This is a genomic window from Bradyrhizobium iriomotense, from assembly GCF_018129405.1.
Classification (GTDB): Bacteria; Pseudomonadota; Alphaproteobacteria; order Rhizobiales; family Xanthobacteraceae; genus Bradyrhizobium; species Bradyrhizobium iriomotense_B.
Genome location: NZ_JAFCLP010000001.1, coordinates 487,133 through 512,210, shown reverse-complemented (window position 1 = coordinate 512,210; position 25,078 = coordinate 487,133). Strand labels below are relative to the sequence as shown.

Sequence of the window (25,078 nt, the reverse complement as noted above, 5' to 3'; positions counted from 1 at the left end):
ACTGTTTAACCAGCCGGGGTCGCGCAGGCAAACTGCCGCGGGGAAAACTCCCATGTATTCCGTGCTTGTTGCAGGTGCGTCACAGCATTTGCGGGCTTGCGAGGACGGTGCCACACACTTGGTGTCGTCCCGGCCTAGCGCGCAATTGCGCGCGGGGGGCCGGGACCCATACCCCCAGGGAGAAGTTGTGGTGCGAGATAGTCGTTGCCAGTCTTCGTCAAACGAAGCCCTGGGGCTATGGGTCCCGGATCTGCGCGCGCTTGAGGCGCGCTTGTCCGGGACGACATCGAAAGCTTACAACGGCCTTACCGGTTCTTGTTCACCGGCTTGCGCTTCTCGATGAACGCCGCCATGCCTTCGGAGCGGTCTTCCAGCGCGAAGGTCGAGTGGAACAGGTTGCGCTCGACGCTCATGCCCTCGGCGAGCGTCGTCTCGAAGGCGCGGTTCACCGCCTCCTTGGCCATCGCGGCGGCCGGGCGCGACATCGCGGCGATCTTCTCGGCGGCGGCCATGACTTCGTCCATCAGCTTGTCGGCGGGCACGATGCGGCTGACGAGACCCGAGCGCTCGGCTTCGGCTGCATCCATCATCCGCCCGGTGAGGCAGAGGTCCATTGCCTTGGACTTGCCGATGGCACGCGTCAGGCGCTGGGTGCCGCCGATGCCGGGAATGGTGCCGAGCGTGATCTCGGGCTGGCCGAACTTGGCGGTGTCGGCGGCGATGATGACGTCGCACATCATGGCGAGCTCGCAGCCGCCGCCGAGCGCGTAGCCCGCGACCGCGGCGATGGTCGGCTTGCGGCAGCGCGCGATGCGGTCGCCGCCGATCGCGGCGAAGTCTTCGGAGAACATGTCGATGAAGCCCTTCGGCTGCATCTCCTTGATGTCGGCGCCGGCGGCAAAGGCCTTCTCGCTGCCGGTCACGACGATGCAGCCGATGGCGTCATCGGCCTCGAGATCGTCGACCGCCGCGGCGATCTCGCGGAAGACGCCGAAGGAGAGTGCGTTGAGCATCTTCGGCCGGTTCAGCTTGATGATGCCGACCGCGCCTTTACTTTCGACGATGATGTGTTCGAACGTGCTCATGCTCCACCCACGCGTTTGATTGGGCGGGCAATGTGCCCGCTGGCGCGGTGGGCTTCAAGAGCCCAGGAAGGCTTCGGAACAAGGCGGCCCGGAACACGCGGCACGTCGCGCGTTCCGGACGGGATTTCTTCAAATCAGGCCAAGAAATTAGGCCAAGAAATTAGGCCAAGAAATCAGGCCATGAACATGCGGGCGGCGGACGCCAGCGTCAGCAGCGTGCCGACCCCGATGAAGATCTTGCCGATCAGGGAGCTCTGGTCCCAGGCCGAGCTCTGCTGGCTGCTGGCCATCACCGGCGCGGGACGCGGCTGCGCCTCCGTTGCGGCAACCACCGCCTTCTGGGCCGGCGGGTTGTCCTGTTGCGCGGCGCGGTCGAGATCGTTGGGCTGGTCGGGTGCGACGATCTGGCCCTCGGCATTCGGGGCCGCGGTATTATCGGCCGCCGCCTGGACGTTGTCGTTGGCGCGGCCGGTCATGGCGGAGGCGGCAGCCGCGGGCGGCGTATCGGTGGCGGCAAGCTGCGCATTGGCGTTGGCGACCTCCGGCGGCATCTGGCTCGAGGCGGGCAGGGCGCTATCGGCAGTCTTGTCGCCAGCCTTGTTGTCGCCAGCCTTGGCCTCGTCGGCCTTTGCCGCGGTGTCCTTGCTGTCGGCCTTGTCGTCCGAGGACTTCTGCGCCGTCTTGCTGCTGGTGCGGCGAGAAGACTGGTGCCGGTGCTTGCCCGGCTTGACCGCATCGGCCTGTGTGCCTGCGCTGTCCGATTTGCTGCTCGCAGCCGAGGCTGGCGCCGCCTGTGCAGCGCCTCCGAACAGCAGGAAAAGCCCGGCAAGAAGAATCAGGGCAGCGCGCCCGCTGGCTTTCATCATGTTGACGATCTCCCCAATTCACCCATCCCCGGACCGAACAGAGACGCCGCGACGTGACGATAGCGGGGCAGAAAATGGGAATCTTCGGGCCACACCGGGCAAAAGCGGGGCAAGCCGCCCCGTCGCGGCCGGCCGCTGGGTGCGGACGGGAACGATCGGTGTTATGAGCCGTCGCGAGTTTTCCCGGCCGCATCGGAGCACCGGCACCCGGCATTGATCACGAATTCGTGATCGTGCTCGACCGGCGTAACAAATTGAAAGAGCGGCCGAATTGCATGGTGAGGGGCGCGCGTGCGCGGACGTGAGGACGAATGGACCGGCCTGATGCGGTCGGCCATGGCCGGCGATGATGCGGCGTATCATCGCCTGTTGAAGGCAGTCACGCCGGTGCTGCGCGCTGCCGCGAGGCGCGGCCTGGCGCGGGCCGGGCAGCCTCCCGACCAAGCCGAGGATATCGTGCAGGAGATTTTGTTGGCGGTGCACCTGAAGCGGCACACCTGGGACAGCGAAGCGCCCTTCGCGCCCTGGCTGTTCGCGATCGCCCGCAACAAGCTGATCGATGCGCTGAGGCGGCGCGGCAGGCGCGTCTTCGTCAACATCGACGATTTCGCCGAGACGCTGCCGGGCGAAGCGCCGCAGGAGACGGCTTCCGCGGGCGAGGTTGCGGCGCAGCTCGGCACGCTGCCGCAGCGCCAGCGCGACGTGCTGCAGTCGATCGCGGTCGAGGCCGCCTCGATCAAGGACACGGCGGCAAAGTTCTCGATGAGCGAAGGTGCGGTGCGGGTCGCGCTGCATCGCGGACTTGCCGCACTGACTGCCAAACTGCGGGACCACTAGTCATGGATACCGATCAACTCCTTCGCTCGCTCGCGGCCGACAACGCCCATCGCGAGCCCCGCGTCGGCGCCGTGCTGACCATGGCGCTGCTGGTGGCCGCGCCACTGTCGATCCTGATCTTCGCGACGTTCCTCGGCCTGCGCGCCGACGTGATGAGCGCGATGCGCAATCCGTTCTTCGACATGAAGTTCGCGGTGACGCTGTCGCTCGCGATCCCCGCGATCATCGTCAGCCTGCATCTGTCGCGGCCGGAAGCCCTGCTGCGCGGCTGGGGCTGGCTGCTGCTGCTTCCCGTCGGCCTGCTTGCAGTTGCGATCGGCAGCGAGGCGATGATGGCCCCGGCCATGCCGATGACGATGCGCTTGATGGGCAAGAACTCCAGGACTTGCCTGATGGCGATCCCCGCGATGTCGCTGCCGCTGCTCGCGGGCGCGCTGTTCGGCCTGCGCCACGGCGCGCCGTCGCGGCCCGCGCTCGCCGGTGCACTCGCCGGCCTGGTGTCTGCCGGACTTGCCGCGACGCTCTACGCCTCGCACTGCACCGATGATTCACCGCTGTTCGTCGCGACCTGGTACACGATCGCGACCGCGGTGGTGACCGTGATCGGCGCGGCGGTCGGATCGAGGGTTCTAAGATACTAGGCCGGCGTCGCGTTCTGCATGCGGTGGAAGCGCAGCACCTGCTGCGCGGTGGAGCTGCGCAGGGCCTCGTAGGTGTCGCGCAGCGCCAGCATGTCGGCTGTCGCGCCGCCTGACAGTTTTTCGCGCATGGCGATGATCGCGCGCACGCTCGACCATTGCATGCCCGCGACCTTGGCGAGGATCATCACGCCCTCGCTGCGGCTTTCGATCATCATGGTCTCGGCGGTCTCGACCGCAACGCCCGCGAGCGCGGCGAGCCCCGCATTGGTCTCGTCGAACTTGCCCTGTTCGGCGAAGGTGGAGACCTGGAATTCGTTGAGGCGACCGTCCTCGTGCAGCGACTTCACCAGTGCGCGCGCCATCTCGGTCTGCCTGGTCATGGCGGCGGCGCGGACCCGCTGGGCCGCCTCCTGCACCACGCTCGACACCTCGTCCGCGAGCTCGGGATGCGCGGCCTCCAGCTTCCTGCGTACGCTCAGGGACGCCTTCGCAACCAGCTTCAGGTAGTGATGGCGCGGCAGGCTGGGCCGCAGGCCGATGCAGGTGGCGAGGCCGTCGTCGCGTTCGGCGCGCGTGACGAGGTCGGTGAGACTTTCCTCGGAGAGCCGCGCGCCCGGATTGCTGACGGTCGATTGCACGACGTCCTCGTTGCCGCGTGTCACCAGCACGTCGGTCAGGGCTTCCGACAGAACCCGCCGCAGCGAGATCGCCTTCAGATGGGCCTGGCCGCGCGTCCGTGCGATCTCGATCAGGGTGGCCTCGTCCAGCCGTTCCGATTTCGTCAGCACGGGTCCTGCGACCTCGATGACCTCGTCGAGTGCCAGCGTGCGGATGATCTTCGGCGGCGCGGCCGCGATCGGTGCGAGGCGGTCGGCAAGAAGGGCCCTGGCCGACGTCTCGATCTGCTCGATCAGGCACTCGAACACGTCGTCGAACACACGGATGTGGTCGTCGGAATAGTCCACCGCGTTGCCCACGAAGAGATCGGTGACGCGGCGCAGTGTCTCGACCCGGCGCGCAACGGTGCCGTGCGAGAGTGCGGCCTGCAATTCTTCAAGCAAATTCTCGGATGATTTTTCGGGTTTGGATCTCATTGCCCTGTCCTGGAGCGTTTCGGCCCGGCGGCGCCTCTGGCGTACCGGAAGAAAATGGATTGGTCAGTTCGTTACGATGCGGTTGCGCCCTTGCGCCTTGGCTGAATAAAGCGCGCTGTCGGCGCGCGCGAGAAACGTGTCGGCAGTATCATTGTCGCGAAGCGTCACGACGCCCGCTGAAATCGTCACGTGCATGCCCGGAGAGAATGCGCTCCAGTCGAGGTCGGCGACGACGCGGCGCAGGCGCTCGAGCATGCGCGAGGCGGCGTCGCCTTCGGTGTCCGGCAGCAGCAGCAGGAATTCCTCGCCGCCGTAGCGGCCGAAGCTGTCGGCCGGGTGGATGTTGGCGAACATCGTGATCGCGAAGGTGCGCAGCACCTCGTCGCCGACGGGATGGCCGTGGGCGTCGTTGATGCGCTTGAACCAGTCGAGGTCGATCAGCGCGATCGCGCAAGGCCTCGATGTCCGCCGCGAATTTTCGATCTCGGCGTCGAGCAGCCGCATGATGCAGCGACGGTTGTAGGAGCCGGTCAGCTCGTCGAGCTCGGCCAGTTCCTCGATGCGCCGATAGGCGGCCTTCAGCTCGATGCTGCGCTGGTACAGGATCTTGCGCAGCGTGGCGCCGAACAGGCCGAGGAAGGCGCACTGGCCGATCACCAGCACGAAGCACAGCATCGAGGCGGCCCGCTGCAGCCTGGTCGCGACGGGCATGCCGATCGGCAGGTCGGAGGCGAGGAACACGGCGGCAAGGCCGGCGGTCGCAAGCGCCCAGGTCACCATCGCCTGGGTCGAGGTCATGCGCAGCGTGCCGAAGGCGAAGATCAGGAACAGCACGCTGATGAAGGCGATGCCGATGGTCGGGGCCGACAGCAGGAACGCGAATTGCAGCGCCATATGCGCCGAGATCTGGAAGACGGTGAGATAATGGTCGGTGAATTTGTCGCCGACGCCGGCTTCCGAAAGCACGGTGAAGGTGCCGATGATCAGGAGGCCGCCGACCCAGAACAGCGAGGCGATGTCGATCGAGATCACGCCATCATAGGCGTAGAGCAGCAGGACGGAGGCGCCGAGCGAGTAGCTCGCCACCTGGCCGATATACATCTGGCGGCGCTGCCAGGCCCGGCGCGCCCGGACCTCCGGCGCCGCCGCCGCTGGCATGAGGACGAGATCCGCGACCTCAGCGGCATTCCTCTCGGGAAGCGACGTCGCGGCCGTGTTCATGGTCCCGCCAATGGTGGATGTCAGCCCAAAAATCTACGTGGCAAGCCTTTAGGTTTGGTATCCTTTGAAATCGAATCCGAAGCGTGCAGCGCAGAACAGGATGCCATTGGCCGGAAGGGGGAATTTGCCGGCGATTAGGCATCGTTTGCGGTGCGGTCGAGCCAAAACGGGGGTTCGTGAGACATACGTCGTGCAGGACTGCTATGGAACCGGATGTGATCGGCCCGCCCGTGCCGGGCAGGCGATCCGCAGGAAAGTGTTTCAGTATTATGTTACCGATCTGGACTGAGGCGGGCGCCCGCCACGGGCGGGGCAGGAAAAGCGCATGTATGTGGGGCAGATCACACGGGTCCCCCTACGACTGCGGTAGGTTGAACAATTTTGCACCTCCGGTCGAACCCTCCGCCGCATCGACCCGACCAACCTTGCGAGACGAGCTTTGAGCGTGACACAGGCGGCTTCGGACGAGGTCCTGATCGCCAGGATCGCTCAGGGCGACCGGCTCGCCATGCAGGTGCTGTACGGGCGGCACCATGTCAGGGTCTACAGGTTCGGGCTGAGGCTCGTGCGGGACGAGCAGGCGGCGGAAGACCTCATCAGCGAGGTTTTTCTCGACGTCTGGCGTCAAGCCGGCAAGTTCGAGGGCCGATCCGCCGTTTCCACCTGGCTGCTGGCAATCACCCGATTCAAGGCCCTCTCGGCGCTCCGGCGCAGGAAGGATTTTGAACTGGACGAAGACGCCGCGAACGCGATCGAGGACCAGTCCGATGATCCGGAAACGGTGGTGCAGAAGAAGGATACCAGTGCAGCGTTGCGGGAGTGTCTGACGGGCCTCTCGCCGGAACATCGGGAAATCGTCGATCTCGTCTACTACCACGAGAAGTCCGTGGAAGAAGTGGCCCAAATCGTCGGGATCCCGGAGAACACTGTGAAGACGCGCTTGTTCTATGCGCGCAAGAAACTGGCCGAACTGCTGAAGGCAGCCGGCGTTGAGCGAGGCTGGCCATGATGGCTTTGAGCAAGAAGATGCTGGAGCAAGAGCCCAGTGAAATTGAACTGCTGCTGCCCTGGCACGCCGCCGGCACGCTGAACGCGCGCGATGCCCGCCGCGTCGAGGACGCGCTGGCGCGCGACCCGGAGCTCGCCAAGCAGTATGCCGCGATCCGCGGCGAGTACGAAGAGACCATCCATCTGAACGAGAGCCTGGGCGCCCCGTCGGCGCGCGCGATGCAGAAGCTGTTCGCCGCGATCGATACCGAGCCGGCGCGTGCCGTCGGTTCGGCGCCGCTGTCGTCGCGCATCGCGACCTTCTTCGCGGGCCTGTCGCCACGGACGCTGGCCTGGTCGGCGAGCCTCGGCGCCATCGCGCTGCTGCTGCAGGCCGGCATCATCGGCGCGGTGCTGATGAAGACCCAGACCGCGACCTTCCAGACCGCCTCGCTCTCGACCGGCGCGCCGATCACGCGCGAACTCGGTGCATCCGCAGCACCGGCTCGTGCCCTGGTGCGCTTCACGCCCGAGGCGCGGGTTGCCGACATCACCGCATTGCTCGACAGCTACCAAGCGTCGATCATCGGCGATGCCAAGGGCGGCATGTTCCGCCTCCAGTTCGACAAGGCGATGAGCCAGGAGGAGCTCGCCGCGCTGCTCGCCAGGATGCAGCGCGAGAAGTTCGTCAACCTCGCCGTTGCGGCGCCGTAGGGCGCCTCTGAACCGATGACGCGCAAGTCCGAGAGTAAGTTGCGAGCCGCGGCCTACGCCTCGTCGGTCGGCGCCGCGCTGCTGCTCGCCGCCTGCCTCGGCGTCGAGGTTGCGCAGGCGCAGGCGATCATGCGCACGCCCACCATCAGCGTCCCCTCGCGCACGCCCACGATCTCTCCCAGCATCGCCGCGCGGGCGGTCAGCATCAACCGCGGCCCGGGTCCGATTACGACGACCGCCCGGATCCCTTCGCGGATCGGGTTGCCGGTGCTGCCCTATGCGCGCTACTCGCCCAACCTCTACCCGAGCTGCGCGGCGCCCTATCGCGATGCCGACGGCGAGTGCCTGGCGCAGCCCAATGCGGGCGGCGAGGGCACTGGCAAATCAGGCAAGAAGAGCGCCGGCAAGGGGCGCGGCAACAACACGCCGGTTGCGGTGAACCAGCGCACGTTCGCAGGCGAATTCGTCGCCGAGATCGACGGCACCCTGTCGGTGACGGAAGCCGACGAGCTCGCACGCCGCCATGGCCTCGCGCGTATCGCATCCGAGAATTTTCCGCTGATCGGGGCGACCTTCGGCCTGTTCCGCATCACCGACGGCCGGCCCACCGAGACAGTGCGGCGTGAATTCGCCGCCGACGGCAGCGTGCGCTCGGTCCAGCCGAACTTCCGCTACGCGCTCCAGGACCAGAAATCCGCCGTGCCGGTCGAGGGCGACCCGGCGCAATACGCGCTGGCAAAGCTTCGCCTGCCGCAGGCGCACACGCTGGCGCACGGCGCCAATGTCACGGTTGCGGTGATCGACTCCGGCATCGACGCCAAACACCCCGAGCTTGCCAATTCCATCGCCGACAGTTTCGACGCGCTCGGCAGTGCCGAGGGCCCGCATGTTCACGGCACCGGCATCGCCGGCGCCATCGTGGCGCATGCCAGGCTGATGGGCAGCGCGCCTGAGGCGCGCATCATCGCCATCCGCGCGTTCGGCGGCACCACGGGCGGCGCCGAGAGCTCGTCCTACATCATCCTGCGCTCGCTGAACTACGCTGCCGAGCACGGCGCGCAGATCGTCAATATGAGCTTTGCCGGTCCCAAGGACGCCGTGATCGAGCGCGCCATTGCGGCGACCGCCGCGCGCGGCCTCGTGCTGATCGCGGCTGCCGGCAATGCCGGCGCGAAGTCGCCGCCGCTCTATCCCGCCGCCAATCCCAACGTGATCGCGGTCAGCGCCACCGACCAGCAGGACAAGCTGTTCTCGGCGTCCAATCGCGGCAACTACATCGCGCTGGCCGCACCCGGCGTCGACATCTTCCTGCCGGCGCCCGACGGCAAATACCAGATGACGTCGGGAACCTCGTTCTCGGCCGCCTATGTTTCCGGCGTCGCGGCGCTGCTGCTCGAGCGGAACTACACGCTCAAGCCGGAAGCGCTGCGCATGACGCTGGCGAAGACCGCGCGCGATCTCGGCTCGCCCGGCCGCGATGATCTGTTCGGCGACGGCGAGGCCGACGCGTTTGCCGCGGTGATGGCTGTGCCCGCTGACAATGCGACGCCGGTCGCGGCAGCGTCCGGTACAACAAAACGTGAAGATGCCGACAAGCGTCGCGACGAGCCAGGCATCCGCGCGATCGAACAACCCTCGCTGTCGGGCGCAGGCGATAAAGCCGCGATTTCTCAGGCGGATAGGCCGGCGACGCGATAGTGGCCGCGACAAGATTGCGCGTACGCCGAAGGTTAAAAATTCAAACCCCGCATTGAACGTTCAGCCGGCTAGCACGACCAAATTATGTGGGAGCGGTCATCCCTCCCCATCAGTCATATCAGGCGCGAGCGCCCATCCACCCCAAGCGCCCATATGGCTCGACCCGTCCGGTTGTCCCCCCGGACGGGTCTTTTCTTTTTGGGCATCCGATTCCTCGAAGCGATATTCGAGATCAGCTTCCGGTTGAGCAATACGCGGCGGCGCCGAGCGCCAGCGTCCATCGAGTGCGGCGCACGTCCGTCATGCTTGTGCGAAGCTTGACTCGAAATCACAGCAAATCTCCGCGCGACTACGGTCTTTCATGACGGACGGCGTGTCGTTGCTGGACAAGTCAAAACTTTTCCACAAAATATTCATGTCGCGTCTAAATTGATTCGTGTGCGTTGCGTCCCCCGCGTCCGTGTTTTCTCCCAACGGGCTGGTTCATGACACATCGCCAAGAGTCTGGTCGCGCGCCTTTCCGCGCGGAGGGTTGCAGCCGCGAGGTCGCGGCACGCTGGTGCGCTCTCGCCGAACAGCGGCTGGAGCATCTGTCCGAAATGTTCGAGACCGGACGCTGGCGTCGCTATCACTCCGAGATCGCCTTTCTCGAAAACATCCAGGAAGCCAAACGCGCCGTCCAGACCTGGCGCGCCATCGCCACCGGCGGGGACGTCGCGGCAGCGGCTGCGAGCGTCACCTCCGCATTCGGCTGGTCGCCGGCGACCATGCCCCGCGTGTTTCCGCGCGAGCAGCAGGTGCAGACCGTGCAGCCCAAGACCTTGCAGCCCAAGACCTTGCAGCCAAAGGCCGTCCAAATCGCCGCCGAGACTGCCGTGCCGGTCAGGCTCGATCCCAAGCCGGACATTCTCGCCGAAGTGACCGAAGCCCCGCTCGCGCCGCTGGCCGCACCCGCTGCGATGGCGTCGTTCACTGCGCCCGCCGAGATGCCGACGCTCAGGGCTCCCGCTGCGAGGGCGCCGTCAATCGCACCCGTTGTTAGGCCGCCGGTCGTCGCGCCCGCTGCAATGGCCCCGCGCACCGCGCCTGTTGTGTGGCCACCGGTCGCTGCGCCTGCCGCAATGGCGCCACCTACAGCGCCCGCTGTGAAGCCACCGGTCGCCACGCCTGCTGCAATGGCAACGCTGCTGCAGCAATTCTCGCCCCCCGCGGACGAAATCGTCGCCGCCCCCGAGCGCGTCGTCGAATTCACCCTCAGCCTCGACGGCATCGAGGCAAAATACCCGCTGCTGCGAAACGCGTTTTAGCGCCGCACCGCGTTCCCGCCGATCACCACCTGCGCAAAGCGCTGAGCGCCGTCGGCCGACAGATCCGCTGTCACCGCGCGGGCGTGGTCGAGGCCGACCACGGCGCCGCGCGGGGTCTCGGAGATCATGTTGTTGTTGACGAGCGCGGTGCCGGCGCCGGTCACAACGGAGACGCCGACGCCGGCCAGCGCCTTGCGGATCACATTGCCCGTGATCGCGACGTCGCGCAGATATTTGCCCCAGCCGGCGACGATGCCGTAGGAGGGCGCATTCTCGATCACGTTGCCGGTCACCGAGGTATCCGCCTCGATGTAGATGCCGACGCCGGCATCGTCGTCCGGCGCGGTGCCGATCGGGCGCTTCGGGATCAGATTGCGGATGATGTTGCCCTGGACCACCGCGATGCGGCCGCCCTCATTGAAATTGCAGACGGAGACGCCCACCGCGGCGCCGTCCACGGTGTTGTTGGCGATCACGGCGGCCTCGAACGCGAACTCGGAATAGAGCGCGACCTCGCGCACGTCGCTGACGCTGTTGCCTGATATGTGGATGTTGGAGGCCGAATTGCCGCGCACCGCGGAGTAGTCGCAGTTCTTGATGCGGTTGCCGCGCACGATCACGTTGCCGGCGCGGAAAGCGTTGATGGCATTGCCGTACTGTCCGGAGCCGCCGGGGCCGGCCTTGATGTTCTCGATACGGTTGTCGGCGACCAGCGTGCCGTCGTCGCCGATTGCGGTGCGCAGGATCTCGATGCCGTTGTCATTGGTGCCGAGAATCGTGTTGCGGGAAACGCTGAGGCCCCTGGCGTCGAACGAGACGACGGCGGTCACCGCGATGTCAGTGAAGATGTTGCCCGAGATGTCACCGGCGACCTGTTCGAGCCAGATGCCGCTGCCGCCGGAGTTCGTGATCTCGCAATCGGTGATGCGCACATCGCGCCCGCCGAGGACATGGATCAGTCCGCGCCGTGTCGGCAGCGGAATGCCGCTGCCGTCGAAGGTGATGCCGGTGAGGCCGATCGTATCGGCGCCGTCACACTGGATCGCCGAGGCGCCGCCGGTGAAGATGAATTTCGTCGCGCCGCGTACGCCGATCAGTTGCGCGCCGTTCGGCAGCCGCAGCAACCCGCTGCGGTAGATGCCGGGCGGCAGGGCGAGCGGCATTTGCGTCCGCGCCGCCTCGTCGATCGCGCGCTGCAGCGGACGGGTCTGGTCCTCGCTGCTGCCGGGCCGCACGCCATACTGCGTGGCATCGCGGCCGAGCAGCGAGGTCAGCGGCGCCGCGCGCGCGGCGTCGGCCGGCATCGCCAGCGCACCGGCAATGCCTGCAGTCGAAGCCCCGATGAGATGACGGCGATTGAGGTCCATGATGCGTCCTCCGGCGGACGCGGGGGTCCGCGCCGATTAGGTAGCGCAGCGCGGCCGAGGCCGTGAGGATTGTTCGCGGTAGGGTTAAATGTTTACGCAAGCGAGGCTAACCCATCATGTCACCGCGAGCACGGAACGCCGTTGAAGCATAAGAGGTGGATTACGCTTCGCTAATCCACCCTACGAAGCCGGCGTGTTCCGCGCCTTCCTTGCCAATTGCACCATCTCCATCAGCATGGCTTCCCCCGCATCCACCAGCTCGTCCAGCGTGATGCGTGGCGCCCCTTTACGCCGCACCGCGCCGCTGCGTGCGAGCAGGGGAATATGGATGAACGCGGCGAGCTGTGGCCCGCCCGCCCTGACATTCTCGATCGCACGCCAGCTCAGGTAGTTGCAGAGATAGGCGCCGGCATCGCGCGAGGAGCGCGCGTCGATGCCGGTGAGGCGCGCGGCGCGCAGCAGCCTTGCGGTGTGCGGGCCGAACATCATCGCGTCCGCATGACCGGCGATGCCGCGCTTGCTGGAGCGGGTGTTGGCGGCATCGGGCCAGAGCATCGTGACCGCGTTGCGCGCGCGGGTCTCGATGCGCAGATAAGGCGTGCGTGCAGCGAGGCCGAACATCAGGAGCGCGTCGGGCCTTTGCGCGGCGAGCACGTCAGGCAATTGCCGGTCGACCGCGGCATAGGTCACCGGAAAGATATGGCTCGACAGCTCGACATCGTCGAGAGCCGGTCGGCGCAGCTGTGTCAGCCGCGCCACCAGCGGCTGGGTCGGATTATGGGGCGCACCGGGGAAGGGCCCGAAGCCGGTGAGGAGAATGCGGAGCTTGTCGCTCATTGCAGCAACTCCAGGATCTGCTCGGCGGCGAGCGCCGGCGTGAGATGGCCCTCGGCGACTTCAGCCTCGATCTTGCGGACCTTGGTCCGCACCGAGGCCTCGCTGCGCAGCCGCGCCAGCATGCGCTGCTCCAGCATCGACCACATCCACTTCACCTGCTGCTCGCGCCGCCGTGCGGCGAAATCGCCGGAGGCATTCATCGCCTTGCGGTGATCCAGAACCTTCTGCCAGATCTTTGCGATGCCGTCGCCGGTCAGTGCCGAATAGGTCTCGACCGGCGGATGCCAATGCTCGGATCGCGGCGCCAAGATATGCAGCGCGCCGCGATAGTCGGCGGCGGTGATCTTGGCGCGCTTGAGATTATCGCCGTCGGCCTTGTTGATCGCGATCATGTCGGCGAGCTCGACCAGGCCCTTCTTGATGCCTTGCAGCTCGTCGCCGCCGCCCGGCAGCATGAGAGCGAGGAAGAAGTCGGTCATGTCGCAGACGGCGGTCTCGGACTGGCCGATGCCGACGGTCTCGACCAGCACGACGCCGAAGCCCGCGGCCTCGCACAGCAGCATCGCCTCGCGCGTCTTGGCGGCGACGCCGCCGAGCGTGCCCGAGGACGGCGAGGGGCGGATGAAGGCATCGTCGGAGGCCGCGAGCTGCGCCATCCGCGTCTTGTCGCCGAGGATCGAGCCGCCGCTGCGCGCCGAGGACGGATCGACCGCGAGCACCGCGACCTTGTGGCCCTGTTCGATCAGATAGGTCCCGAGCGCATCGATGGTGGTGGATTTACCGACGCCGGGCGAACCGGTAATGCCGACGCGAAACGCCTTGCCGGTGTCGGGCAGAAGCTTCTGCACCAGCTCCCGCGCCAGCGCCTGATGGTCGGTGCGACGGCTCTCCACCAGCGTGATGGCCCGGGCGAGCGCCGCGCGACTGCCGGCGCGCAGGTCGCGGGCGAGGGTCTTGATGTCGAGCGAGGCCTTCTTCTCAGTCATGCCCTGCTTTACAACGCCGAGGGGAGACAGGCGAGGCCCGCCCGCCCGATATCACCGGGTCGTTGCCGCGACCGTCTGCGCCGGCTTCACCTTCCGCCACACCCACACCATCACCGGCCAGAGCAGCGCGCCGATCGCCATGGCGGCGAGGATGGCGGCGACCGGGCGCTCGAAGAACGGCAAAATGCTGCCGTCGGACTTGATCAGCGAGGTGACGAAGGCCTGCTCGACCATGGTGCCCATGACGATGCCGAGCACCATCGCGGCCACGGGATAGCCGTTCGCCTCCATGACATAGCCGATCACGCCGAAGGCGGCGACGGTGACGACGCCGAACATGTTGTTGCCGATCGCGAACGAGCCGACCGCGCAGCACAGCATGATGATCGGCATCACGGTCGAGCGCGGCGCCAGCAGGATATAGGCGGCGACCCGGATCATGGCGATGCCGAGCGGGATCATCAGGATGTTGGCGATGATGAACATCAGATAGATCGCGTACATGCTCGACGCCTTCTCGGTGAACAGCGTCGGGCCGGGATTGAGGCCCTTCATGTAGAGCACGCCGATCGCGATCGCGGCGATGGTGTCGCCGGGGATGCCGAACAGCAGCGAGGGCACCCAGCCGGAGGCGATGCTGGCATTGTTGCTGGCGCCGGCTTCGACCAGGCCCTCGACATGGCCGGTGCCAAACTTTTCCTTCTCCTTGGAGAAGCGCTTGGACATCGCGTAGGAGACCCACGCGGCCATGTCGGCGCCGGCGCCGGGCAGCACGCCGATGATGATGCCGACGATGTTCCCGCGCGTCATTTGCCAGTGATAGAGCTTGGTCAGCTTCCACTGGCCCGCCATGATGCTTCCGAATTTTCGGCGCGGCAGCGGCGGCGGCTCGGGCGTCAGCATCGCGCGCATCACCTGGGCCACCGCGAACACGCCGACCAGGGCCGGGATCGGCTCGATGCCGCCGAACAAATCGGTGATGCCGAAGGTGAAGCGCGGGATGCCGCCGGGATTCTCGATGCCGATGCAGGAGACCAGCAAGCCGATGAACATGCCGGCGATCGCCTTCACCGGCGAGGAGCGCGCCACCAGCGTGGCGCACATCAGGCCGAGCAGCGCCAGCCAGAAATATTCGAAGGTCGAGAACGACAGCGCGATCTCGGCGAGCGGCGGCGCCAGGATCATCAGCGACAGCACGCCGGCGATGCCGCCGACCGCGGAGAACCACACGCCGGCACCGAGCGCGAGCTCGGCCTGGCCCTTGCGCGTCATGGCATAGGCTTCGTCCGCATAGGCGGCGGAGGCGGGCGTGCCGGGGATGCGCAGCAGCGCGCCGGGAATGTCGCCGGAAAAGATCGCCATCGAGGATGCCGCCACGATGGTCGCGATCGCCGCGATCGGCGACAGGTAGAAGGTGACGGGAACGAGCAGGGCGGTCGCCATCGTCGCCGACAGGCCCGGCAGCGAGCCGATGACGAGGCCGTACACGGAGGCTGCGAACATCGCGATGATGACCTCCCAGGTGGAGATCAGCGCGAAGGCGTCGAGCAGGGTTTTCAGCATGGGATTACCAGGGCGTCGGCAACAGGCCGGCGGGCAGCGGCACGCGCAAGAGCTTGCCGAAGATGAGGTGGATGGCGAAGGGCGACAGCGCGGCGAGCGGCAGCGCCAGCTTCCACTTGGCGCCGAGCGCGGTCGAGGTGACGTAGACCATGATCGCGGCCGTGATGATGAAGCCGAGCCGGTCGGCGGCAAAGACGTAGAACAGCAGCAGCGCCGGCGGCAGCAAGGCGCGCAGGCCGTAGAGCTTGCCTTGGAGTTTTCCTTGCGGCGGCGGGGCAGCGGCCTGGCCGTCCTCGAACGGGACGAGCTCTTCCTCCTCCTCGAAGGAATGGCCGATGCCGAACACGATGGCGAGCCCGCACAGCGCAAGGCCCGTGCCGATCACGAGCGGAAACACGTTGGGGCCGACCGGCTGCCCCGGCACCGGCGGCAGGATGTAGCCACCATAGGCGGCAGCCGCGCCGAGCACGACGAGAAACGATCCCGTGACGGAGTCGGGAAGACGCATGGGAGGGTCCTATGAGTGTCCTTCTCCCTCGCCCCGCTTGCGGGGAGAGGCAGAGGCGGCCTTCGGCCGCCGTTGTTGAAGAACGCCGATGCGTAGCATCGGCTCTGGTGAGGGGGAGTCTCCGCGGGGGAGGTGAGAGATGGACTCGTGGAGAGCCCCCTTCACCCGGAATCCGCGCTTCGCGCGAATTCCGGCCTCTCCCCGCAAGCGGGGAGAGGCGATCAGAGCGTCGCAGCGGCGGATCACGCCTTGCTCAGCCCCGCCGCCTTCATCGCTTCGCCCATCTGGGCATCGCCCTTGTCCATGAAGCTGGCGAACTGGCCGGCATCGCCCCACACTGTGCCGAAGCCGCGATTGCTCATGAAGTCCTTGAACTCGGCGGAGTCGTAGACCTTCTTCAGCGCCGCGGTGAGCTTGGTTGCGATCTCCGGCGGCAGGTTCTTCGGCGCGCCGATGCCGCGCCAGGCGCCGGTCGCGTAGTCGATGCCCATCGCCTCCTTCAGCGTCGGCACATCCTTGAAGATCGGGTTGCGCGCGGGTGCCATGATGGCGAGGCTCCTGGCCTTGCCGGCCTCGATGATGGCGCGCGCCTCCGGCACCGAGCAGGTGGTGAGATCGAGGCCGCCGGCGGCAAGATCCTGCATCGCCGGTGCCGCGCCGTTCGAGGGCACCCAGGCGACCTGATTGGCCGGCAGGCCCATGGCCTGCATCCAGCCGACCAGCGCCAGGTGCCAGATGCCGCCCTGGCCGGTGCCGGAGGCCTTGAACTTGCCGGGAGGGGCCGCCTTGATCGCCTCGGCGAGCTCCTTCACCGTCTTGTAGGGCGAGGAGGAGGAGACCTGGATGCCGGGCGGGTCCTCGTTCATCAGCGCCAGCGGCGTGTAGCTCTTCGGCGTCAGCTCGGTGAGGCCCTGCCAATGCATCATCGAAATCTCGACCGTGAGCATGCCGATGGTGTAGCCGTCGGGCTGCGCGGTCGCGATCGCACTGTGGCCGACCACGCCGGAGCCGCCGGTGCGGTTGACCACGTTGAAGGGCTGGCCCAGATCCTTTTCCAGCAGAGCCGCAACGATGCGAGCTGTCGCATCGGTGCCGCCGCCGGCGCCCCAGGGCACGATCACGGTGACCGGACGCGCAGGATAGGCTTGGGCAAGTGCCGGCTTGAAGCCGAACGCGCCGGATGCTGCAACGGCAGCGGTCGAGGCCGCAAACGTGCGGCGCGAGATCTTGGACATGAATGCCTCCCAGCGGCGCCCGTAACACCGGGCGCTCTTGTCAATGGCGGCATTCTAGTCGGCTTTGCAGCGGGGCTGCAAGGTAGCGCTACCACCGCGCTGTGAGCAACGCGAAGCTGCTCAAAACATGATCACTGCGGCTCGTCTGCATCGCCCTTCGGGCGTGCGCCGCCGAAGACGCGCGCGCCTTCCGCGGTAAGGTACGGCTTCAGTGTCTCCCAAGGCACGAACGCGACATATTCGCCCTCGGCGTAGGGGCCGACCGCGTAAGGTGGGTAGTGGAACGTGAGCCCGGAGCTCTTGCCCGCTTCGGTTGATGGGGCGAGCGTCACCGCGCCGATCCTAAGCAAGCTCGGCTCCACGCCCTTGAACCATTCGTCGGTCGCGGTCTCGCTGGTGTCGCGCTTCTTCTTCTCGTCCCTGAGCGAGGTGATCACGGCCTTCACCATCGCCTTCATGGTGGGGCCGCCATCGGCGGTCTCGGTGAAGAACGGTCGGATCGCGATGCGCTTGTTCGCCGTCCTGTCCCACAGGATCGTATTCACGTCCGAATTGGGATGGGCGCCGTGGGTGTCCATGTAGTCGTTGCGCAGAACGCTGACATAGCGGTCGGCCACGACGGAACGGATGCTGTATTTGCGCTCAAAATCCCAGCCGCCGTTCTTGAAGAACTGTGGATCCTCCTTGCGCGCGGCGGCAGCTTCGGTCGCGTTCTTGTCGAGCCACTTCCTGCCTTCCGCGAGGCAGTCCGCGGCCAGTGCCGCATCCGCCTTGATCCCGTCATCGAGGAAGATACGCGCCTCGATGCTCCTGGTCTTGACGACGGCGTCGGGCTTGGGGTCGGCGGCGAGGGCGGAAAACGCGCATGTTGCGCTCAGCGCCAGGGCGACGCTCAAACCGGTCATGAACTTCAAGGATGGTGCTCCTGCGTGAGCGTCAGAATATTTCGACAATGTCGTCCGCGCTGTGCGGCTCAAAGCGGGGCGCCATCGAGCGGCGAACGGTTGCCTGCGTCTGCAAGCCGGTCGCATCCTCGATGATGTGCTCGACATCGATCAGGTTGAGCAGCGAGAAGGTGGTGTCCGGTTCAACCTCGACCAGAATGTCGATATCGCTGTCGGCGCGGTAGTCTTCGCCGGCCCGCGAGCCGAGGAGGGCAAGCTTCGACACGCCCTTGCCCTTGATGGCATCCGCGTTCTTGCGGATCGCCGCGATGATTTCGTCACGTGTCATGGACACAATCTGGCCGGTTGCTCGGCCAGTCTATCATCTACTCCGCCGCCTCGCTATGGCCGAGCCGTGCGTTCAGCTTGCGGATCAGCTCCTCGGCCGCATCCGCGATCACGGTGCCGGGCGGGAAGATCGCCTCGGCGCCGGCCGCGTAGAGCGCATCGTAATCCTGCGGCGGTACCACGCCGCCGACGATGATCATGATGTCGTCGCGGCCCTGCTTCTTCAGCGCGGCCTTCAGCTCAGGCACGGCGGTGAGGTGGGCGGCGGCCAGCGAGGAGACGCCGAGGATGTGCACGTCGTTCTCGACCGCCTGCCGCGCGGCCTCGTCGGCGGTCGCGAACAGCGGCCCGATGTCGACGTCGAAGCCGATATCGGCGAACGCCGACGCGATCACCTTCTGGCCGCGATCGTGGCCGTCCTGGCCGATCTTGGCGACCAGGATGCGCGGCCGGCGGCCTTCGGCCTCCTCGAAGGCGTCGATCAGCGCCTGAACCTTCTCGACCTGGTTGCCCATGCTGGACGCCTCCCGCTTGTAGACGCCGGTGATGGATTTTATTTCGGCGCGGTGGCGGCCGAACACTTTCTCCATTGCGTCAGAGATTTCGCCGACGGTCGCCTTGGCGCGCGCCGCGTCGATGGCGAGCGCGAGCAGATTGCCGTTGCCTTCGCCGGCCGACCGCGTCAGCGCGGCGAGCGCGGCCTCGACGTCCTTCTGGTTACGCTCGGACTTCAGCCGCGTCAGCTTGTCGATCTGCAAGCGCCGAACGTTGCTGTTGTCGACCTTCAAAATCTCGATTGGGGCCTCGTCGGTCGGCTTGTATTTGTTGACGCCGATCACCGCCTGCTTGCCGGCATCGATCCGAGCCTGGGTCTTGGCCGAGGCCTCCTCGATGCGCAGCTTGGGCACGCCGGCCTCGATGGCCTTCGCCATGCCGCCGAGCTCCTCGACCTCCTGGATGTGGCCCCAGGCCTTCGCCGCGAGGTCGCGCGTGAGCCGCTCGACATAATACGAGCCGCCCCAGGGATCGATGATCCGCGTGGTGCCGCTCTCCTGCTGCAGGAACAGCTGGGTGTTGCGGGCGATGCGCGCCGAGAAGTCGGTCGGCAGCGCCAAGGCCTCGTCGAGCGCGTTGGTGTGCAGCGACTGGGTGTGGCCTTGCGTCGCCGCCATCGCCTCCACTGTCGTGCGCATCACGTTGTTGAAGACGTCCTGCGCGGTCAGCGACCAGCCCGAGGTCTGGCTGTGCGTGCGCAGCGACAGCGAGCGCGGATCTTTCGGATTGAACGGCTTGAGCAGCTTCGCCCAGAGCAGGCGCGCGGCGCGCAGCTTGGCGACTTCCATGAAGAAGTTCATGCCGATCGCCCAGAAGAACGACAGCCGCGGCGCGAAGCGGTCGACGTCGAGGCCGGCGGCGAGACCGGCACGTAAGTATTCGACGCCGTCGGCGAGCGTATAGGCGAGCTCGAGGTCCTGCGTCGCGCCGGCTTCCTGCATGTGATAGCCGGAGATCGAAATCGAATTGTACTTCGGCATCTTTTGCGAGGTGTAGGCGAAGATATCAGAGATGATCCGCATCGAAGGCGCGGGCGGATAGATATAGGTGTTGCGCACCATGAACTCTTTCAGAATGTCGTTCTGAATGGTGCCCGAGAGCTTTTCCGGCGGCACGCCCTGTTCTTCGGCGGCGGCGACGTAGAGCGCGAGGATCGGCAGCACGGCGCCGTTCATGGTCATGGACACGCTCATCTGATCGAGCGGAATGCCCGCAAACAGCGTGCGCATGTCGTAGATGGAATCGATCGCGACGCCGGCCATGCCGACATCGCCGCCGACGCGCGGATGGTCAGAGTCATAGCCGCGATGGGTGGCGAGATCGAAGGCGACCGAGAGGCCTTTCTGTCCGGCCGCGAGGTTGCGGCGGTAGAACGCGTTGGAATCCTCCGCCGTGGAGAAGCCGGCATATTGCCGGACGGTCCAGGGCTGGTTGACATACATGGTCGGGTAGGGACCGCGCAGATAGGGCGCGATGCCCGGGTAGGTCTCGAGGAAATCGAGCCCGGCCAGATCCGCCTCGCCATAGGCGGGCTTCACCAGAATGCCCTCGGGCGTCAGCCAGGGCTCGGCGCTGCCGGCTGGCGTGGCGGTGGCGGCGCGCTCGAAGGCGACGTCGGCGAAATTGGGAATGCGGGTCATTCCTTGGATTCCTCAAACCTGCGGTTTCATTTTATCACGTCTGCCGTCGCTCGCCATGGTCCGCTCAGGTCGTCGCCACGGCCTTCCGGACTGCGATCCGGCGCTTCATCTCGTCGCGCACGTCCTTCAGCTCGCATTCCAGCAGATAAGTGTCGTAGCTCGAAGGCAACATCAGGTCCTGAAACTTCACGACGTTAAATAGCGCGAAGGCGAACCAATAGATCCGATAGAAAATCCGCGCATGAAACGGTCCCCGCGCGAGCAGCAGGCTGTCGGCGCGCAGGCCCAGCTTGTTCCTAGCGTGGGATGGTCTTGCCCGCAGCTCGGCTTCCTTTCGCGCAATCAATTCCTCATGGCGTGCGGCAATCTCGATGTCGTCGAGCTTGGCAAGGTCGCCGCGCAGATTGATGCCGAGCCGCATGGATCGCCTCAATCATGGTCCGGATGCTGATGGCTGACGATGGTCGCCATCTTCTCCGGCCCGTAATTCTGCTGCGTGGTCTGGCTCGGCAGGTTGGCGATGCCGACCACCCAGCCTAGGCGGGACTCTGTTCCGTACTGCCGTGTCGGCACCACGTGGTCCGGCCGGTCGAAGGCGCCGGTCATGATCTCGATGCGCGGGCCATCGATGCGGCGGAAGCTCAGGGGCGTGCCGCAGGCGGCGCAGAAATCGCGCATCGCGATCGACGAGGATTGGAACGCCGCTGGCGTACCCTTGGTCCAGGCAAAATCCGTCTTCTCGATGTCGGCGAAGGAGGCGAACGGTGCGCCGCTCGCCTTCTGGCACATCCGGCAGTGGCAGATGCTGACTTTGCTAGGCGCTGCCGAGACCGCAAAGCGCACCGCCCCGCATTGGCAGCCGCCGGTGAGAACGGGTTTGCTGGTTTCGGTCATGCCTTTTCCATCCGTCGATAGGCGTCTTGCAGCGTGGTAAGCGCATCGCCTCCGGCGAAGACAAAACCCGTGACGCCGGCGGCCCGCAGCGCCGCCTCGGCCTCAGCCGGGCGGCCTGCCAGATAGATATGTCGCCCGCCGGCCGATTGCAGGGCCTTCGCCGCAGCTTCGGCGTGTTCCGCATAGACCTTGTCGCTGGAACAAAGGCAGGCAAGCGCGGCGCCGGAGGCCTTGAAGGCGGCGGCCAGCTTGGCCGGATCGGCAAAACCCTCGCTCTCGACAGCCTGGATGCCGCCGGCCTCGAAGAAGCTTTTCGCAAAGGTCGCGCGCGCCGTGAAATCGGCGGGCGTGCCGAGATTGGCCAAAAACACCTTTGGCCGCGCCCCGTGCGCCTTCAGCGCTGCATCGGATTTGTCGCGCAGCGCCTCGAACGGCTCTGCCAGCCGGATCGGCGGCAGCGCTTCGAACTTGTATTTCTGTTCCCCGTAAGGGGCGAGCGCGACCGGCGTTGCCTTCAGCACCGCCGTTTCGCTCTCCTGCAGGTTCGGAAACTCGCTGGCGCCGGTCAGAACGTCCCGGCGCTTGGCGATGTTGGCATCGCGCGCCTTTCGCGTGGCCGCGACCTTGTTCTGGAACAGGCCCTGCTGGAGCGCGGCGAAGGCGCCGCCGGCGCTCTCGCTCTCCTGGAACAACGCCCAGGCCGCTTCGCAGAGCTGAGCCGTCAGCGTCTCGATGCCGCCGGCGCCGGCCGCGGGATCGCTGACCTTGGCGAGGTTGCTTTCCTCCAGCAGCAGGGCTTGCGTGTTGCGCGCCACCCGCCGCGCGAACGTATCAGGGAGGCCGAGCGCCAGCGTGTGCGGCAGCACGGTGATGGCATTGGCGCCGGCGAGTCCCGCTGCGAACGTCGCCATGGTCGCGCGCAACATGTTCACGTAAGGGTCGCGCTGCGTCAGCATGCGCCAGGCCGTATCGGCGGCAATGAACAGCGGCTTTGGCGCGAGCCCGCAGGCGGTCTCGATGCGCGCCCACAACAGCCGCAGCGCGCGGAGCTTGGCCATGGTCAGGAACTGGTCGGCATCCGCGGAGAGCCGCGCATAGACCATACCTTGCGCCTGCTCGAGAGGAACGCCGGCACCTTCGATCGCGCGCAGATAAGCAACGCCGCAGGCGAGCACGAAGGCCAGCTCCTGCACCTCGGAGCCGCCGGCATCGTGGATCACACGCCCGTCGGCGGAGGCAAACGGCCCTTTGAAGCCGAGTGCGGCGAGACCCTTGATGGCACCGGTGACGGCGGGAACGATCTCCTCCCACGTATAAGGGCTGTGGCCCCACACCGCGCCGGCCGCGAGCGGATCGAGGCCGAAGCGGATGTTGCAGGCCGCGGGATCGAGACCAGCGCTCTTCACATATTCCGCGACATGGATCGCGGCCATCCGCGATTGCGGGCCGATCTCAAGCTCGATGCCGATGCCGGCGTCGAGATGAACGTCCTTCAAGACCTTTGCGACCGCATCCGCCGTCGGTTCCAGACCGAAACCATGGCTGCCGCTGCCGCCGGCGAACACCAGCGCAAGCCCGGTCGCGCCGTTCTCCAGATCCTGCAGCGCCTGCGCATTCGCGAGCGCCGCGTCGGGATGGTCGATCCGCTGCACGATCTGCCAGGGCGCTGCCGCCGGCCGGCCCACCACGGGCGCAACGCCCTTGGCGCGCGGATAGAGCGGATCGATCTTGATTCCGTCATAGGTCTTTCCGACCAGCTTCTCGAACGGCGCGCCCTTCAGCACGCCGTCGACCAGCTTGCGCCAGTCTTCAGGCGTGGCCTTGGGAAAATCCGCCGCCAGCGGCAGGTCGTCAGTCACGGAGGTCATGCGGCGAGGGGCTCCCGAACATCTTGTTATTCGCAGGCGAAATTGCCACGGCGGACCGTCCCTGCAAACGGTTGTTTTTGGTTAACCGGTATCCGGAAGCCGCTCAATGCCTTGCGTCGAGACGCTGGCAAGCCCGTCACGCACACGAATGCCCGAGATCACGCGGTCAGGTGCGATTTCGGCCAGCGGCACCAGCACGAAGGCGCGCTCGAACAGGCGCGGATGCGGCAGCGTCAGGTCGGGCTTTTGCAAGCTGACATCGTCATAGGCGATCATGTCGAGATCGAGCGTGCGCGGGCCCCAGCGCCGCTCCTTGTCCCGCGTGCGGCCGAATTTCTGCTCGACCTTCTGCAGCACGAACAACAGCGCGTGCGGATCGAGGCTGGTCTCGATCTCGACGCAGGCATTGATGAAGGGGGCCTGGTCCTCGTCGCCCCAGGGCGGCGTCGCATAGTCCGAGGAGCGCGCGATCAGTGCGGCTTGCGCCATGCCGCAGATGTGCGAGATCGCCTTTTTGAATGTCGCGCGGACATCGCCGACATTGCCGCCCAGCGCGATCAGCACGCTCGCCATTAGGGATGCCGCGAGCGCGTCAGCATGATGCCAACGTCGTCGAAGATCGCCGCGATCGGCGCGTGCGGCTTGTGCACGGTGATCTTGACCGCACGGATGCGCGGGAAGTGCGATAGGATGGCGTCGGCGACCGCTCCGGCCGCGCCTTCCAGCAGCTTGTAATTGGTGTTCTTGAACGCCGCCGTCGTGGTCGCCACGACTTCGGCGTAGGACACCGTGTCGGCGAGCCGGTCGGTGCGCGATGGCTCCGACAGGTCGGTATAGAGTTCGAGATCGATGACGAAGCGCTGGCCGACTTCGGTTTCATGATCCATCACGCCATGGCGCGCATGGATCGACAGGCCGGTCACGAAGATCGTATCGGTCATTGCTTGCTCTCGATTGCGTGTGCCACCCGCAGGGCCTGAAGTGTCTCGGCGACGTCATGGGTCCGGATGATCCTGGCGCCGCGCTGCGCGGCGATCAGATGCGCGGCGATCGAGCCGGCGAGCCGCTCCGATGGCTCCGATGGCGAGACCGAGGCGATGAAGCGTTTTCGCGAGGCACCGACCAGGATCGGCAGGCCGAACCTGTCGAGCTCGCGCAGCCGGGCCAGCGCGATCATGCTCTGCTCGGCCGTCTTGCCGAAGCCGATGCCGGGATCGAGCACGATTTTTTCGCGCGCGATGCCGGCTTTTGCGGCGATATCAAGCGAGCGCAGGAAGAACGCCTTCATGTCCGCGACGATGTCGATGGCGGGATCGACGCTGTCGCGGTTGTGCATGACGATGACGGGGACGCCCCTTGCGGCGATCAGCGGCGCCATGCCGGCGTCGCGCTGCAGGCCCCAGACGTCGTTTGCGATCACCGCGCCCTGGTCGAGCGCGAATTTCACCACCTCCGCCTTCATGCTGTCGATCGACACGGGAACGCCGAGCGCGACGACACCTGATAGCACCGGCCTCAGCCGCGCAAGCTCATCCTCGGCCGTGACGGCCTTGGCGCCGGTGTAGGGCCGGGTGGATTCGGCGCCGATATCGATGATGTCGACGCCATCGGCGATCATCGCCCGCGCCCGCACGAGTGCCTGCTCGGGCGCGATGAACTTGCCGCCGTCGGAGAAGGAATCCGGGGTGACGTTGAGTACGCCCATCACAGCCGGGATCGGCCGATCAAGCAGCGTCCGCAGCGCTCCAAGCCCGGCCGAGCCGGCCGGCGGGACGGATGGGGAGGGCGAGGCATTCATGCGGCCCGCTTTGCGCGGTCGGGGAGGGGGAGTCAAGACTGATTGACCGCTGCCGGCATGTCCGGGTGCCGCGGATGTTGCGGCACTCGCGCATCATCCCCGCTGTCGTCCCGGCGAAGGCCGGGACCCATAACCCCAGGGGGAA

At 66.4% G+C, this 25,078-nt stretch carries 25 protein-coding genes; 6 read left to right on the top strand and 19 right to left on the bottom strand.

The genetic code is table 11. The features are described from left to right. Positions 1 to 305: 305 nt before the first annotated feature. Together JQ592_RS02170 and JQ592_RS02165 are read right to left on the bottom strand one after the other, a co-directional pair. Entirely contained in the window at positions 306 to 1,085 is a 780-nt protein-coding gene (locus JQ592_RS02170) for an enoyl-CoA hydratase (RefSeq protein ID WP_211401264.1), read from the bottom strand. A gap of 173 nt (positions 1,086 to 1,258) precedes the next feature. Beyond that, positions 1,259 to 1,951, bottom strand: coding sequence for a hypothetical protein (locus tag JQ592_RS02165; RefSeq protein ID WP_211401263.1), 693 nt, complete (start codon positions 1,949 to 1,951; stop codon positions 1,259 to 1,261). 291 nt (positions 1,952 to 2,242) lie between these two features. Here JQ592_RS02165 and JQ592_RS02160 point away from each other — a divergent pair, with 291 nt between their 5' ends. Together JQ592_RS02160 and JQ592_RS02155 are read left to right on the top strand one after the other, a co-directional pair. Beyond that, on the top strand, positions 2,243 to 2,788 hold the full coding sequence (locus JQ592_RS02160) for a sigma-70 family RNA polymerase sigma factor (RefSeq protein WP_183240945.1): 546 nt from the start codon (positions 2,243 to 2,245) through the stop codon (positions 2,786 to 2,788). 2 nt (positions 2,789 to 2,790) lie between these two features. Beyond that, positions 2,791 to 3,429, top strand: coding sequence for an NrsF family protein (locus JQ592_RS02155; protein ID WP_211401262.1), 639 nt, complete (start codon positions 2,791 to 2,793; stop codon positions 3,427 to 3,429). On the opposite strand, the gene JQ592_RS02150 is transcribed toward JQ592_RS02155, so the two are convergent. Then, positions 3,426 to 4,523: a DUF2336 domain-containing protein gene (locus JQ592_RS02150; protein ID WP_211401261.1), complete on the bottom strand. Its 1,098-nt coding sequence runs from the start codon at positions 4,521 to 4,523 to the stop codon at positions 3,426 to 3,428. The two genes, JQ592_RS02155 and JQ592_RS02150, sit on opposite strands and share 4 nt — an antisense overlap. Before the next feature lie 63 nt (positions 4,524 to 4,586). After that, a complete protein-coding gene (locus JQ592_RS02145) occupies positions 4,587 to 5,744 on the bottom strand; it encodes a GGDEF domain-containing protein (RefSeq protein WP_211401260.1) in 1,158 nt (385 codons plus the stop codon). Between the two features lie 439 nt (positions 5,745 to 6,183). Here JQ592_RS02145 and JQ592_RS02140 point away from each other — a divergent pair, with 439 nt between their 5' ends. The 4 genes from JQ592_RS02140 (at position 6,184) to JQ592_RS02125 (ending at position 10,450) form a co-directional block, all read left to right on the top strand. Further along, the gene (locus JQ592_RS02140) at positions 6,184 to 6,753 is read left to right on the top strand and encodes a sigma-70 family RNA polymerase sigma factor (RefSeq protein WP_211401259.1); all 570 of its coding nucleotides are present in this window, start codon (positions 6,184 to 6,186) and stop codon (positions 6,751 to 6,753) included. After that, entirely contained in the window at positions 6,750 to 7,445 is a 696-nt protein-coding gene (locus JQ592_RS02135; protein ID WP_211401258.1) for a hypothetical protein, read from the top strand. The genes JQ592_RS02140 and JQ592_RS02135 overlap by 4 nt, the downstream gene beginning before the upstream one ends. A gap of 15 nt (positions 7,446 to 7,460) precedes the next feature. Beyond that, positions 7,461 to 9,143 (top strand): S8 family serine peptidase, encoded by a 1,683-nt coding sequence (locus tag JQ592_RS02130; protein ID WP_211401257.1) that lies wholly within the window; start codon positions 7,461 to 7,463, stop codon positions 9,141 to 9,143. A gap of 485 nt (positions 9,144 to 9,628) precedes the next feature. After that, on the top strand, positions 9,629 to 10,450 hold the full coding sequence (locus JQ592_RS02125) for a TIGR03809 family protein (protein WP_211401256.1): 822 nt from the start codon (positions 9,629 to 9,631) through the stop codon (positions 10,448 to 10,450). Here the strand turns inward: JQ592_RS02125 and JQ592_RS02120 are convergent. The 15 genes from JQ592_RS02120 to folP form a co-directional block, all read right to left on the bottom strand. Continuing rightward, positions 10,447 to 11,817 (bottom strand): TIGR03808 family TAT-translocated repetitive protein, encoded by a 1,371-nt coding sequence (locus JQ592_RS02120; protein WP_211401255.1) that lies wholly within the window; start codon positions 11,815 to 11,817, stop codon positions 10,447 to 10,449. The genes JQ592_RS02125 and JQ592_RS02120 overlap by 4 nt on opposite strands. A 180-nt stretch (positions 11,818 to 11,997) precedes the next feature. Beyond that, complete coding sequence (locus JQ592_RS02115) at positions 11,998 to 12,654, bottom strand: pyroglutamyl-peptidase I (protein ID WP_211401254.1); 657 nt, start codon at positions 12,652 to 12,654, stop codon at positions 11,998 to 12,000. Continuing rightward, positions 12,651 to 13,640: a methylmalonyl Co-A mutase-associated GTPase MeaB gene (meaB, locus tag JQ592_RS02110; RefSeq protein WP_211401253.1), complete on the bottom strand. Its 990-nt coding sequence runs from the start codon at positions 13,638 to 13,640 to the stop codon at positions 12,651 to 12,653. Before meaB ends, JQ592_RS02115 begins: the two co-directional genes overlap by 4 nt. 51 nt (positions 13,641 to 13,691) lie before the next feature. Continuing rightward, positions 13,692 to 15,203, bottom strand: a complete 1,512-nt coding sequence (locus JQ592_RS02105; protein WP_211401252.1) for a tripartite tricarboxylate transporter permease — start codon at positions 15,201 to 15,203, stop codon at positions 13,692 to 13,694. A gap of 4 nt (positions 15,204 to 15,207) precedes the next feature. Then, on the bottom strand, positions 15,208 to 15,711 hold the full coding sequence (locus tag JQ592_RS02100) for a tripartite tricarboxylate transporter TctB family protein (protein ID WP_211401251.1): 504 nt from the start codon (positions 15,709 to 15,711) through the stop codon (positions 15,208 to 15,210). Between the two features lie 242 nt (positions 15,712 to 15,953). After that, the gene (locus tag JQ592_RS02095; protein ID WP_211401250.1) at positions 15,954 to 16,946 is read right to left on the bottom strand and encodes a tripartite tricarboxylate transporter substrate binding protein; all 993 of its coding nucleotides are present in this window, start codon (positions 16,944 to 16,946) and stop codon (positions 15,954 to 15,956) included. Positions 16,947 to 17,077: 131 nt separating this feature from the next. Continuing rightward, the gene (locus tag JQ592_RS02090; protein ID WP_211401749.1) at positions 17,078 to 17,851 is read right to left on the bottom strand and encodes an RsiV family protein; all 774 of its coding nucleotides are present in this window, start codon (positions 17,849 to 17,851) and stop codon (positions 17,078 to 17,080) included. A 31-nt stretch (positions 17,852 to 17,882) separates the two neighbouring features. After that, a complete protein-coding gene (locus JQ592_RS02085; protein WP_211401249.1) occupies positions 17,883 to 18,179 on the bottom strand; it encodes a nucleotidyltransferase family protein in 297 nt (98 codons plus the stop codon). Positions 18,180 to 18,216: 37 nt separating this feature from the next. Next, positions 18,217 to 20,373 carry a methylmalonyl-CoA mutase gene (gene scpA, locus JQ592_RS02080; RefSeq protein WP_211401248.1) on the bottom strand — a complete coding sequence of 719 codons (2,157 nt, stop codon included), beginning with the start codon at positions 20,371 to 20,373 and terminating at the stop codon, positions 18,217 to 18,219. 64 nt (positions 20,374 to 20,437) lie between these two features. Beyond that, a complete protein-coding gene (locus JQ592_RS02075) occupies positions 20,438 to 20,794 on the bottom strand; it encodes a hypothetical protein (protein WP_211401247.1) in 357 nt (118 codons plus the stop codon). Positions 20,795 to 20,802: 8 nt separating this feature from the next. Beyond that, positions 20,803 to 21,267 (bottom strand): GFA family protein, encoded by a 465-nt coding sequence (locus JQ592_RS02070; RefSeq protein ID WP_211401246.1) that lies wholly within the window; start codon positions 21,265 to 21,267, stop codon positions 20,803 to 20,805. Next, entirely contained in the window at positions 21,264 to 23,135 is a 1,872-nt protein-coding gene (locus JQ592_RS02065) for a methylmalonyl-CoA mutase subunit beta (protein ID WP_211401245.1), read from the bottom strand. The genes JQ592_RS02070 and JQ592_RS02065 overlap by 4 nt, the downstream gene beginning before the upstream one ends. 81 nt (positions 23,136 to 23,216) lie before the next feature. Then, the gene (gene folK, locus JQ592_RS02060; RefSeq protein ID WP_018647957.1) at positions 23,217 to 23,708 is read right to left on the bottom strand and encodes a 2-amino-4-hydroxy-6-hydroxymethyldihydropteridine diphosphokinase; all 492 of its coding nucleotides are present in this window, start codon (positions 23,706 to 23,708) and stop codon (positions 23,217 to 23,219) included. Further along, entirely contained in the window at positions 23,708 to 24,076 is a 369-nt protein-coding gene (gene folB / locus JQ592_RS02055) for a dihydroneopterin aldolase (RefSeq protein WP_080136778.1), read from the bottom strand. The genes folK and folB overlap by 1 nt, the downstream gene beginning before the upstream one ends. After that, positions 24,073 to 24,933 (bottom strand): dihydropteroate synthase, encoded by an 861-nt coding sequence (folP, locus tag JQ592_RS02050; RefSeq protein WP_211401244.1) that lies wholly within the window; start codon positions 24,931 to 24,933, stop codon positions 24,073 to 24,075. The genes folB and folP overlap by 4 nt, the downstream gene beginning before the upstream one ends. Positions 24,934 to 25,078: the final 145 nt, after the last annotated feature.

Bases quoted from the DNA above. Each gene is read 5' to 3' on its own strand.
- JQ592_RS02170 (WP_211401264.1), bottom strand. From the start codon at position 1,085: ATGAGCACGTTCGAACACATCATCGTCGAAAGTAAAGGCGCGGTCGGC.
- JQ592_RS02165 (WP_211401263.1), bottom strand. From the start codon at position 1,951: ATGATGAAAGCCAGCGGGCGCGCTGCCCTGATTCTTCTTGCCGGGCTT.
- JQ592_RS02155 (WP_211401262.1), top strand. From the start codon at position 2,791: ATGGATACCGATCAACTCCTTCGCTCGCTCGCGGCCGACAACGCCCAT.
- JQ592_RS02150 (WP_211401261.1), bottom strand. From the start codon at position 4,523: ATGAGATCCAAACCCGAAAAATCATCCGAGAATTTGCTTGAAGAATTG.
- JQ592_RS02145 (WP_211401260.1), bottom strand. From the start codon at position 5,744: ATGAACACGGCCGCGACGTCGCTTCCCGAGAGGAATGCCGCTGAGGTC.
- JQ592_RS02135 (WP_211401258.1), top strand. From the start codon at position 6,750: ATGATGGCTTTGAGCAAGAAGATGCTGGAGCAAGAGCCCAGTGAAATT.
- JQ592_RS02130 (WP_211401257.1), top strand. From the start codon at position 7,461: ATGACGCGCAAGTCCGAGAGTAAGTTGCGAGCCGCGGCCTACGCCTCG.
- JQ592_RS02125 (WP_211401256.1), top strand. From the start codon at position 9,629: ATGACACATCGCCAAGAGTCTGGTCGCGCGCCTTTCCGCGCGGAGGGT.
- JQ592_RS02120 (WP_211401255.1), bottom strand. From the start codon at position 11,817: ATGGACCTCAATCGCCGTCATCTCATCGGGGCTTCGACTGCAGGCATT.
- JQ592_RS02115 (WP_211401254.1), bottom strand. From the start codon at position 12,654: ATGAGCGACAAGCTCCGCATTCTCCTCACCGGCTTCGGGCCCTTCCCC.
- meaB (WP_211401253.1), bottom strand. From the start codon at position 13,640: ATGACTGAGAAGAAGGCCTCGCTCGACATCAAGACCCTCGCCCGCGAC.
- JQ592_RS02105 (WP_211401252.1), bottom strand. From the start codon at position 15,203: ATGCTGAAAACCCTGCTCGACGCCTTCGCGCTGATCTCCACCTGGGAG.
- JQ592_RS02100 (WP_211401251.1), bottom strand. From the start codon at position 15,711: ATGCGTCTTCCCGACTCCGTCACGGGATCGTTTCTCGTCGTGCTCGGC.
- JQ592_RS02095 (WP_211401250.1), bottom strand. From the start codon at position 16,946: ATGTCCAAGATCTCGCGCCGCACGTTTGCGGCCTCGACCGCTGCCGTT.
- JQ592_RS02090 (WP_211401749.1), bottom strand. From the start codon at position 17,851: ATGACCGGTTTGAGCGTCGCCCTGGCGCTGAGCGCAACATGCGCGTTT.
- JQ592_RS02085 (WP_211401249.1), bottom strand. From the start codon at position 18,179: ATGACACGTGACGAAATCATCGCGGCGATCCGCAAGAACGCGGATGCC.
- scpA (WP_211401248.1), bottom strand. From the start codon at position 20,373: ATGACCCGCATTCCCAATTTCGCCGACGTCGCCTTCGAGCGCGCCGCC.
- JQ592_RS02075 (WP_211401247.1), bottom strand. From the start codon at position 20,794: ATGCGGCTCGGCATCAATCTGCGCGGCGACCTTGCCAAGCTCGACGAC.
- JQ592_RS02070 (WP_211401246.1), bottom strand. From the start codon at position 21,267: ATGACCGAAACCAGCAAACCCGTTCTCACCGGCGGCTGCCAATGCGGG.
- JQ592_RS02065 (WP_211401245.1), bottom strand. From the start codon at position 23,135: ATGACCTCCGTGACTGACGACCTGCCGCTGGCGGCGGATTTTCCCAAG.
- folK (WP_018647957.1), bottom strand. From the start codon at position 23,708: ATGGCGAGCGTGCTGATCGCGCTGGGCGGCAATGTCGGCGATGTCCGC.
- folB (WP_080136778.1), bottom strand. From the start codon at position 24,076: ATGACCGATACGATCTTCGTGACCGGCCTGTCGATCCATGCGCGCCAT.
- folP (WP_211401244.1), bottom strand. From the start codon at position 24,933: ATGAATGCCTCGCCCTCCCCATCCGTCCCGCCGGCCGGCTCGGCCGGG.